At 65.9% G+C, this 9286-nt stretch carries 9 protein-coding genes; 5 read left to right on the top strand and 4 right to left on the bottom strand.

Going from position 1 to position 9286, the window contains the following annotated elements; translation table 11 throughout:
* Window positions 1–23 precede the first annotated feature (23 nt).
* Window positions 24–707, top strand: coding sequence for an OmpW family outer membrane protein (locus NJG22_RS01815; protein ID WP_134692756.1), 684 nt, complete (start codon window positions 24–26; stop codon window positions 705–707).
* On the opposite strand, the gene NJG22_RS01820 is transcribed toward NJG22_RS01815, so the two are convergent.
* Complete coding sequence (locus NJG22_RS01820; RefSeq protein WP_253092047.1) at window positions 695–1927, bottom strand: MFS transporter; 1233 nt, start codon at window positions 1925–1927, stop codon at window positions 695–697. The two genes, NJG22_RS01815 and NJG22_RS01820, sit on opposite strands and share 13 nt — an antisense overlap.
* Before the next feature lie 98 nt (window positions 1928–2025).
* Between NJG22_RS01820 and NJG22_RS01825 the strand changes: the two genes are divergently transcribed.
* A complete protein-coding gene (locus NJG22_RS01825) occupies window positions 2026–2466 on the top strand; it encodes a helix-turn-helix domain-containing protein (RefSeq protein WP_253092048.1) in 441 nt (146 codons plus the stop codon).
* Window positions 2467–2502: 36 nt separating this feature from the next.
* Here NJG22_RS01825 and NJG22_RS01830 read toward each other — a convergent pair whose 3' ends face one another.
* Together NJG22_RS01830 and NJG22_RS01835 are read right to left on the bottom strand one after the other, a co-directional pair.
* Window positions 2503–3435, bottom strand: coding sequence for an NAD-dependent epimerase/dehydratase family protein (locus NJG22_RS01830; RefSeq protein WP_253092050.1), 933 nt, complete (start codon window positions 3433–3435; stop codon window positions 2503–2505).
* Window positions 3428–4312 carry a sugar nucleotide-binding protein gene (locus NJG22_RS01835; RefSeq protein ID WP_134692760.1) on the bottom strand — a complete coding sequence of 295 codons (885 nt, stop codon included), beginning with the start codon at window positions 4310–4312 and terminating at the stop codon, window positions 3428–3430. Before NJG22_RS01835 ends, NJG22_RS01830 begins: the two co-directional genes overlap by 8 nt.
* A 180-nt stretch (window positions 4313–4492) precedes the next feature.
* On the opposite strand from NJG22_RS01835, the gene NJG22_RS01840 reads away from it, so the two are divergent.
* Window positions 4493–5335, top strand: coding sequence for an alpha/beta hydrolase family protein (locus NJG22_RS01840; RefSeq protein WP_253092052.1), 843 nt, complete (start codon window positions 4493–4495; stop codon window positions 5333–5335).
* Between the two features lie 125 nt (window positions 5336–5460).
* On the opposite strand, the gene NJG22_RS01845 is transcribed toward NJG22_RS01840, so the two are convergent.
* Window positions 5461–6273 carry a helix-turn-helix transcriptional regulator gene (locus tag NJG22_RS01845; protein WP_253092054.1) on the bottom strand — a complete coding sequence of 271 codons (813 nt, stop codon included), beginning with the start codon at window positions 6271–6273 and terminating at the stop codon, window positions 5461–5463.
* A 181-nt stretch (window positions 6274–6454) separates the two neighbouring features.
* On the opposite strand from NJG22_RS01845, the gene NJG22_RS01850 reads away from it, so the two are divergent.
* Both NJG22_RS01850 and NJG22_RS01855 read left to right on the top strand, forming a co-directional pair.
* Window positions 6455–7897 (top strand): alanine/glycine:cation symporter family protein, encoded by a 1443-nt coding sequence (locus tag NJG22_RS01850; protein ID WP_253092056.1) that lies wholly within the window; start codon window positions 6455–6457, stop codon window positions 7895–7897.
* A gap of 75 nt (window positions 7898–7972) precedes the next feature.
* Window positions 7973–8962, top strand: coding sequence for an asparaginase (locus tag NJG22_RS01855; RefSeq protein ID WP_253092058.1), 990 nt, complete (start codon window positions 7973–7975; stop codon window positions 8960–8962).
* Window positions 8963–9286 lie beyond the last annotated feature (324 nt).

Genomic DNA, 9286 nt, shown 5'->3' on the forward strand with positions numbered 1-9286 from the left:
ACTCACGTCCTCTGGGAGCTTCCATGAACAAGTCCTTGCTCGGTGCCTCGCTCGTCGCGTTGGCGCTTGCAGCCCCTGTTGCCCACGCCCACAAGGCTGGCGATTTCATCGTCCGCGCGGGTGCCGCCACCGTCTCGCCCAACGAAGACAGCAGCGCACTGAAACTCAACGGCGCCAAGGTCTCGGGCACCAAGGCAACCGTCGACAGCGACACCCAGCTGGGCCTGGCCTTCGCCTATATGCTCACCGACCACATCGGCCTCGAGCTGCTGGCCGCCACGCCGTTCAAGCACACCGTTGGCGTGAAAGGCCTGGGCGGCGGCCTGGATGGCAAGCTGGCCGACATCAAGCAACTGCCGCCGACCCTGTCGCTGCAGTACTACCCAATGGCCCCTTCCTCGAAGTTCCAGCCTTACGCTGGCGTGGGCATCAACTACACCCTGTTCTTCGATGAAGACCTGAGCAGCAACCGCAAGGCCCAGGGCTTCAGCAACATGAAGCTGCAGGACTCGATCGGTATCGCCGGCCAACTGGGCATGGACTACATGATCACCGACAACCTGCTGTTCAACGCCGCGGTCTGGTACGTCGACATCGACACCAAGGCTACCATCGACGGCCCGACTGCCCTGGGCGTCGGCAAGACCAAGGTCGACGTCGACCTCGACCCATGGGTCTACATGGTCGGTATCGGCTACAAGTTCTGATGCAACGCCTTGGCGCAGGTACCAGCCTTGCTGGCGCCTGCCCAAGGCTGCTGGAACCACCAGCAGCCCCCAGCCAACGCGCTGATCCCCGCCCCCAATCCGCACACCGCCCACCATCCCCACTGGCCATACACCCAGGTCGCCGCCACTGCGCCCAGGCCACTGCCCACCGAATAGCAGCACATGTAGGCGCCTATCAGGCGGCTGGCGATCTCGCCGCGCCCGGCCAACAGCAGGCTCTGACTGGTCACATGCACCGCCTGTACCGCCAGGTCGAGCAGCAACACGCCGATCACCAGCGCCAGCAGCGACTGTTCGAGAAAGGCCGTGGGCAGCCATGACAAGGTCAACAGCCCCAGCGCCAAGCCCGTGATGCGCCGCCCCTGCCCCTGATCGGCCAGGCGCCCGGCGCGTGATGCCGCCAGGGCGCCGGCGATTCCCGCGAGGCCGAACAGACCGACCTGGGTGTGATCCAGCATCAGCGGCGCCGCGCTCAAGGGCAGCACCATGGCGCTCCAGAGCACGCTGAAGGCGGCGAACACCAGCAACGCCAACAGCCCGCGCTGGCGCAACAGCCGGTCATGCCGGTACAGGCCCAGCACCGAATGCAGTAACGCCCAGTACCCCGGCCGCACGCCTTGCGCTCGGGCCGCGGGCAAGCGCCAGGCCAGCACCGCGCCCATCAGCAGCGTGAGCCCGGCGGCGCCGAAGTAGACACCGCGCCAGCCCAGCCGGTCAGCCACCAGCCCCGACACCAGCCGGGCCAGCAGGATGCCCAGCACCACGCCACTGGTGACCGTGCCCACCGCCTGGCCCTGTTGCGCGGGGCTGGCCAAGGTGACGGCATGCGCCACCAGCACCTGCACCACGACCGCCACCAGCCCGACCAGGGCCACGGCCCCCAGCAACATCGCCCAACGCGTGGCCAGCGCCACTGCCAGCAAGGCACCGGCCGCGACCAGCAACTGGGCAGTGATCAACCGACGACGGTCGAGCAGATCGCCCAACGGCACGATCAGCAGCAGGCCCAGGGCGTAACCCGCCTGGGTCATGCCCACCACCAGGCCGGCATGGGCGGGGTCGATGCCGAAGCTGGCCGCCATCGACTCCAGCAGCGGCTGGGCCAGGTACACGGTGGCAACGGCCAAGGCGCAGGCCGCCGCCAGCAACAGGGTCATGCCGCGACTGAGCGATTGAGGCGCAGAGCAGGTGCAGGTCATCAGCAATACCTCGGCAATCTGGTTTCAAATTAAAACCACATGATGGATTTCTAGCAAACCTGGTTTTAATCTGCAACCAGATATCACGGAGGTCCCCGATGCTCGATGACAACAACCAACAATGCCCGGTGGCCCGCGCCCTGGAGGTGCTGGGCGACCGCTGGGCGCTGATGATCCTGCGTGACGCGTTCGACGGGTTGCGGCGCTTCAGCGAGCTGCAGAAAAACCTCGGGCTGGCCAAGAACATCCTGGCCGGACGACTGAAGCTGCTGGTGGAGGCCGGCTTGCTGGTCCAGCAACCCGCCTCGGATGGCAGCGCCTACAAGGAATACGTGCTGACGGACAAGGGCCGCTCGGTGTTTCCGGTCGTGGTCGGTCTACGCCAGTGGGGGGAGCGGTTTCTGTTCGAGGCCGGCGAGCCTCGCTCGCAACTGCTCGATGATCGCGCGCAGCCCTTGGAAACCCTGCAGGTGCGGGCCAAGGATGGGCGGGTGCTGGGGCCGGAGGATTGCCGCCGGCGAGTGGTCCGGCATGCGTGATACCCGGCCCTACGCGCCGCCTGCAGGAGCGGCGACTCAGGCCTTGCCCAGCAGCCGCGCCAGGCCTTCGACGAAGGGCGTCGGCGCGGGGAACGCGAAACGCGCCAGCAACCGCGCATTGTCCGCTCGCGAATGACGAATATCGCCCGAACGCGCCGGGCCATGACTGATTGCCGGCAGGCTGCCAACCACTTGCTCCAGCGCCTTGAGCAGCTGGTTGAGCGAAGTGGCCTGGTTCAGGCCGATATTCACCGCGCCCTCTTGCACCGACGGCAGTTCCAGCGCCTGGATCATCACCTGCACCAGGTCACCGACGTACAGGAAGTCACGGGTCTGCTCGCCGTCGCCGAACACCATGATCGGCTTGCCGCTGGTGGCGCGCTCGCAGAAGATGCTGATCACCCCGGAGTACGGCGAGGACGGGTCCTGGCGTGGCCCGAAGATATTGAAGAAGCGGAACACCACCGGTTCCAGGCCATGCTGGCGACGGTAGAAGTCCAGGTACTGCTCGCTGGCCAGCTTGTCCACCGCATAGGGGGTCAAGGGCGCCTTGGGCGTGTCCTCGGCGATCGACTGGCCTTCGCCGTTGTTGCCGTACACCGCCGCGCTGGAGGCGAACAGCACCCGCCGTACACCGCTCAGGCGCATGGCTTCGCAGACGTTGAGGGTGCCGATGAAGTTGCTCTGGTGGGTCTTGACCGGGTCTTCCACCGAGGCCTGCACCGAGGCCACCGCGGCCAGGTGCACCACCGCCTGGCAGCCAGCGGCGGCGCGCGCCACCAGGGCCGCGTCGGCAACATCGCCCTCGAGCAGCTCCAGGCGCGGATGGCCCAACTGCAGGTTGTCGCGCTTGCCGGTCGACAGGTCGTCGAGCACGCGCACCGCGTAGCCTTTTTCCAGCAACGCATCGCACAGGTGGGAGCCAATGAAGCCGGCACCGCCGGTGATCAGGATGGGGGCGTCAGCCATGTCGGTAGAAACGGTCCAGTAGGGGCGGCAAGCCGGCGCGCCAGGCACGCGGCTTGATGCCGAAAGTATGAAGGATCTTCTTGCAGGCCAGCACCGCGTGTTGCGGCTCTTCGCTGGCATCCGGCCGCGCCGCATGGGCCTGGGCGGTCGGCGCCTGCACAGCCAGCTTGCGCCACTGCCCGGCCTCGGCCAGGATCGCCTGGCCCAGCGCCAGCGGCGTGGTGGCCTCGTTGCCGGCGTAATGATAGGTGCCCCACAGCGGCGCCTGGCAATCGAGCTGCTTGAGCACCGAGAGGATCACCCGCGCGGCGTCGTCCACCGGCGTCGGGTTGCCACGCCGGTCATCGGCCAGCAGCAGTTCCTGGGGTTGCTCGGCGCGGGTCAGGAAGCGCCCGAGGGCGCCATCGAGGCTTTCATCCAGCAGCCAGCCAAAGCGCAGCAGCACATGCTGCGGGCAAGTGGCGCGCACACTCTGCTCGATGCGCCATAGCGCCTGGCCGCGCAGGCCGAGCGGCACCGGCTCGTCCTTCTCGCTGTAGGCGGTAGCCCGCGAACCATCGAACACCCGGTAGCTGGAAGGCTGCACCAGGATCATCTCGTGATGCTGGCACAGCTCGGCAAGCCGCTCCACCGCCCGCTCCTGCTGGGCCAGGCGCGGCTCGCTGACCGCCTCGGCCTGGAACCAGTCGAAGTAATAAGCCAGGTTGATGACAGCATCCGGGCGCTGCTCGTCGAGCAGCAGGGTCAGGCTGGCCGGGTCCCAGCCGTGCTCCGGCGGACGCGGCGCCAGGAAGGCGATGTCTTCCTCGGCCCCGAGGCGAATCAGCGCTTGCCCGAGGGCATTGCCACCACCCAACAGCATCAGGCGCATACGCATAGAGTCAACAGGTCCGCTCAGGTCGAAGGAGGAAGCGGCCATTTTGCTGTTTCCTACAGGGGAAGTCCAACGCAGGCCCGGCCATGCGCCTGTTGCGCGTCGATTTGTCCGCCCCGTCGCGCTGTTCCGCCCTTGCTGTGAGCTACTTATACTGCGCCATGCATGTTCAAGGAGACGCACATGGACACCGAGTCGATCCTCCCGCAGCGCAGCCAATGGCAATTCGATGAACCCGCCCCCGGCACCGAGCGATTCGTCGAGGAACGGTTCGACGGCTATAGCCAGCAGGCACGCCTGCTGCTGCCAGCGCATGAGCGAGCGCCAGCCGCCTTCGTCATTGGCGGTGCGCGTTCTGACTTCACCCGGCTCAACCCGCTGCTGTACCGCTTGCAGCAACAGGGCATCGGCTCGCTGACCGGCAACCTGTCCGGCCACAGCCTGGCCAGCGAGCCCGGGGCCCGGGAGGCCTCGCTGGCCAGCAATCTCGATGAAGCCTTGCGCTTTCACCAGCACCTCGACAGCCGCAGCGATACCTTGATCGGCCACAGCCTGGGCGCAGCCATCGCCCTGAAGCTGGCGGCGCAACGTCCAAGCGTGCGCAAGCTGGTGCTGATCTGCCCGGCGGTCTATCCCGATGCGGCCCATACCGCGCCCTTCGGCCCGGCGTTCACGGCGGCCATCCGCAAGCCATTCGCCTTTCTCGAATGCGACAGCTATGAGTTCCTGCGCCAGTTCCAGGGCCGGGTACTGCTGGTGATCGGCGAATACGACGGGCTCAACTCCAAGGTGCATGGCCAGGGCGCGGGGACCTCGGCGGGCACCCGGCGGCTGGCAGGGGTGGAGCGATACAGTCCTATCCCGGAAGAAGTCACCCATACACTGTTGCGCTCGGTACCGGCGCCCCACGTCGAATGCCTGATGCTCACCGACTGCGACCATGGCATCGCCGCGCACCTGCGCGAGCGGCCAGAGGTGGCGGATCAGGTGGCGGCAGCGGTGGCGGCATTCATGCTCGAACGCTGATTGTTGGCAGCCCGGGAACTGGCGTGGAAGCGGGCTTGCCCCGCGATACCGGCCTCGCCGTGTCCTGCTCCGCGGCGCCTGTTTCGCCAGCAAGGCTGGCGCCTACAGGAAGGTGTGCGCAGGGTTCATTCGATTTCGAACAGACCGTTGCTGACCATCCCCGCGCTCAGGCGATCGCGGATATCGTCATCGATCCGTGGGTCATCCGGCCGGTACAGTTTTATTTGGCGGAAGGCGTTGATGCGATTGATCTCTTCCCCCAGGTACTCCCACACCACCCGGGTGCAGGCCGGGTTGCGCCGGTCGCCGCTGGATACGCCGGTCTTGAGCCCGTTCAGGCGGCTGATACGGCTCTTGAAGCTGGGGATGAGGATGGTCTGGCTCATCTCGTTCAGGGTCAGCGACTCGTAGTCGATCAGGAACATCCGGTCCTGCAACTGGAACGCCGCCCCCAGGTAGCGGCAGCGCACCTCGGCCTGCTGGTCGTTGCCAATGCCGCGCTCCTGGCGCTCCTGGCGCTCGAACAGGAAACTGCCGCGCTCTTCCCACAGATGCACCAGCGACACCAGGATCGACCCTGGCACCGACATGCAATTGGAATACTCGAAGTAGTAACCGCAGTAGCGCGACAGGTTGCCCGCTTCTTTATGCAGTGGCTTGAACAGTTCACTGATCGGGTCGTCCTGCTGGCCGACACGCTGCTCGGGGTTGCGCGCGCCGATCAGGCGGGCGAACTGTTCGGCCGGCAGCCCCAGTTCGTAATCCTCGACGCCGAAGAAGTCGCCGATGCGCTTGAGGTTGTACGCCGTCGGCCGGCTCTGGCCGCTCAGGTACTTGTTGAATTGCGCCCGGTTGATCGACAGCTGCCGGCAAACCTCGGAGATAGAGCGGTAATGGCTGCACGCCAATTTGAGGTTGATAGCGAATTGATCGCCCATGATGCACGGGTCCAGATGATGCGAGTGATGCCAGTCTAGCATCAACTCGCACCAAAATGGAGCAACCCGCGAAATTGTAACCACAGTTGTCATGGCCAACCATGCGCCCCCAATGAATAGCGGTGCGCCTGCCGTCCGCTGGTCTTTCCACGCGAAGAATAAGAATCGAGGTCATTTTTCAATGCTCGAAGCACTCAACGATTTCCTTTCGGGGAAACTCCTCATCGTGCTGATCGTCGGACTCGGCGGTTACTTCACCATCCGCTCTCGGTTCGTCCAGTTCCGCCACTTCGGCCACATGTTCGGTGTGTTCAAGGAATCCCTTCGCGGCCAGGCAGGCCAACTGAGCTCGTTCCAGGCCCTGATGCTGAGCCTGGCCGGCCGTGTCGGCGCCGGTAACATCGCCGGTGTCGGTATCGCCGTGACCCTCGGCGGCCCTGGCGCGGTGTTCTGGATGTGGGTCACCGCCCTGGTGGGCATGGCCAGCAGCTTCTTCGAATGCACCCTGGCCCAGGTCTACAAGCGCGCCGACGGCGACGGCCTGTACCGCGGCGGCCCGGCGTACTACATCGAACACGGCCTGAAGCTGAAAAGCATGGCGATCGTGTTCTCGATCCTGCTGCTGGTCACCTACGGCTTCGCCTTCATCGGCCTGCAGTCGTACACCGTGACCCACTCGCTGCAGAACGCCTTTGCCTTCGACCCCAAGCACACCGGCATCGTCCTCGCCGTGCTGCTGGCCATCACCTTCATCGGCGGCATCAAGCGCATCGCCGCGGTGTCCGACTTGCTGGTGCCGGTCAAGACCCTGGCCTACATCGGCGTGACCCTGTACGTGATCGGCACCCAGATCGAACACGTGCCGGCGATGCTGGAAACCATCTTCAAGAGCGCCTTCGGCCTCGACCCGGCGTTCGGCGGCCTGCTCGGCAGCGCCATCGTCATGGGCGTGAAGCGGGGTGTGTTCGCCAACGAAGCCGGCCTGGGCAGCGCGCCGAACGTCGCCGCCGTGGCGGCCGTGAAGCACCCGGGCGCCCAGGGCGTGGTCCAGGCGTTCAGCGTGTTCCTGGATACCTTCGTGATCTGCACCTGCACCGCGCTGCTGATCCTGCTGTCGGGCTTCTACACCCCGGGCTTCGAAGGTGATGGCATCGTCCTGACGCAAAACTCGCTGGCCGCGGTGGTCGGTGACTGGGGCCGGGTGTTCGTCAGCGTCGCGCTGTCGCTGTTCGTCTTCACCTGCATCCTCTACAACTACTACCTGGGCGAGAACAGCCTGCAGTTCCTCAGCCGCAATCGCGCCGTGCTGATGACCTTCCGCGGCCTGGTACTGGCGCTGGTGATCTGGGGTTCGATGCAGGACCTGTCGACGGTGTTCGCCTTCGCCGACATCACCATGACCTGCCTGGCGTTCGTCAACCTGATCGCCCTGGCCCTGCTGTTCAAAGTCGGCCTGCGCGTAATGCGCGACTACGACGACCAGCGCAAGGCGGGCATCAAGCAGCCGGTGTTCGATTCCAGCAAGTTTACCGACCTGGACCTGGACCGCGCCGCCTGGCCGGCCAACCCGCAGGCTGCAACAGCTGCTGACAAAGCCGCCGCCCCGGCGCCAGCGCAGCACTGATACCCTGCCCTGCCACAGCCGCCCCGCTCGCGGGCGGCTGCCTCTTCCTTCGCTACATCGCTACGGAATGCTTCCATGCGTGCAGTCAAGAATCTTCTCGTCCTTTACACCGGTGGCACCATCGGCATGCTGCAGACCGCCGAAGGCCTGGCGCCGGCCGGTGGCTTCGAAGCGCGCATGCGCGAACATTTTGCCGCCTGCGGCGATGCGCCAAAGCTGCAGTGGTCGCTGCGTGAGCTGAGCCCGCTGATCGACAGCGCCAACATGCAGCAGGCCAACTGGCTGGCGATGCGCGAGGCCATCGTCGAGGCGGTCGAGCGCGATGGCCATGACGGGGTGCTGGTGCTGCATGGCACCGATACCTTGGCCTACAGCGCCGCGGCCTTGTCGTTCCTGCTGCTGGGCCTGCCGGTGCCGGTGCTGCTGACCGGTTCCATGCTGCCGGCCGGCGCGCCTGGCAGCGACGCCTGGGCCAACCTGGTCGGCGCCCTGAAGCTGTTCGAAAGCGGGTTGGAGCCAGGCGTGCAGTTGTTCTTCCACGGCCAGTTGCTGCATGGCTGCCGTGCGTCCAAGCTGCGCAGCGAGGCGTTCGACGCCTTCAAGGCGCTACCGCGCCAGCGCGACGGCGAACGGGCAGCAGAGCTGCCGGCACGCCTGGATTACCGCCAGCCGCGCCAGCCTGTGAGCCTGGCCGTGTTGCCGGTGTTCCCGGGGCTTGCCGCGGGGCTGGTGCGTGGGCTGCTCGACAGTGGTATCCGTGGCCTGCTGCTGGAGTGCTACGGCAGCGGTACCGGCCCGTCCGACGACCAGGCGCTGCTCGACGTGCTGCACGATGCCCGCCAGGCTGGCGTGATGATCGCGGCGATCAGCCAGTGCCCGGAGGGGGCGGTGGTGTTCGACACCTACGCTGCTGGCAGCCGCCTGCGCGACACCGGGTTGGTCAGCGGTGGCGGCATGACCCGCGAGGCGGCGCTGGGCAAGATGTTTGCGTTGCTGGGGGCGGGGTTGGATGCTGATTCGGCTGAGCACTGGTTTGCCTTGGACCTTTGCGGGGAGCGGGCTTGAGCGCGTTGCCTGCCGCGCATCAGCGCAAGGTACAGCCTCCCCGACCGAGCCTAGGTCTAGACTTACGAGTGGCATTTCTAGCTTCTAGCTTCTAGCTTCTAGCTTCTAGCTTCTAGCTTCTAGCTTCTAGCTTCTAGCTTCTAGCTATCAGAAGGTTACCCCCTTAACTCGCGAGCGACAGCTGCGCCCGCGCAGGCGCCGCCCGTAACTTCGCGACTTCAGGAGGCCGAACGCAGGCCTTGCGAAGGGAGGTGACGGGCATGGATGCCCGTCAAGCGCTGGGGCCCAGGATGGGCCCTACAGCGCGGTCCTCCCGGGAGCAAG

Source organism: Pseudomonas sp. VA159-2, assembly GCF_024126635.1.
In the GTDB taxonomy this organism is placed as follows: Bacteria; Pseudomonadota; Gammaproteobacteria; order Pseudomonadales; family Pseudomonadaceae; genus Aquipseudomonas; species Aquipseudomonas muyukensis.

Coding starts and splice junctions, on each gene's coding strand:
- NJG22_RS01815 (WP_134692756.1), top strand. CDS start 24: ATGAACAAGTCCTTGCTCGGTGCCTCGCTCGTCGCGTTGGCGCTTGCA.
- NJG22_RS01830 (WP_253092050.1), bottom strand. CDS start 3,435: ATGGCTGACGCCCCCATCCTGATCACCGGCGGTGCCGGCTTCATTGGC.
- NJG22_RS01850 (WP_253092056.1), top strand. CDS start 6,455: ATGCTCGAAGCACTCAACGATTTCCTTTCGGGGAAACTCCTCATCGTG.
- NJG22_RS01840 (WP_253092052.1), top strand. CDS start 4,493: ATGGACACCGAGTCGATCCTCCCGCAGCGCAGCCAATGGCAATTCGAT.
- NJG22_RS01855 (WP_253092058.1), top strand. CDS start 7,973: ATGCGTGCAGTCAAGAATCTTCTCGTCCTTTACACCGGTGGCACCATC.
- NJG22_RS01820 (WP_253092047.1), bottom strand. CDS start 1,927: ATGACCTGCACCTGCTCTGCGCCTCAATCGCTCAGTCGCGGCATGACC.
- NJG22_RS01825 (WP_253092048.1), top strand. CDS start 2,026: ATGCTCGATGACAACAACCAACAATGCCCGGTGGCCCGCGCCCTGGAG.
- NJG22_RS01845 (WP_253092054.1), bottom strand. CDS start 6,273: ATGGGCGATCAATTCGCTATCAACCTCAAATTGGCGTGCAGCCATTAC.
- NJG22_RS01835 (WP_134692760.1), bottom strand. CDS start 4,312: ATGCGTATGCGCCTGATGCTGTTGGGTGGTGGCAATGCCCTCGGGCAA.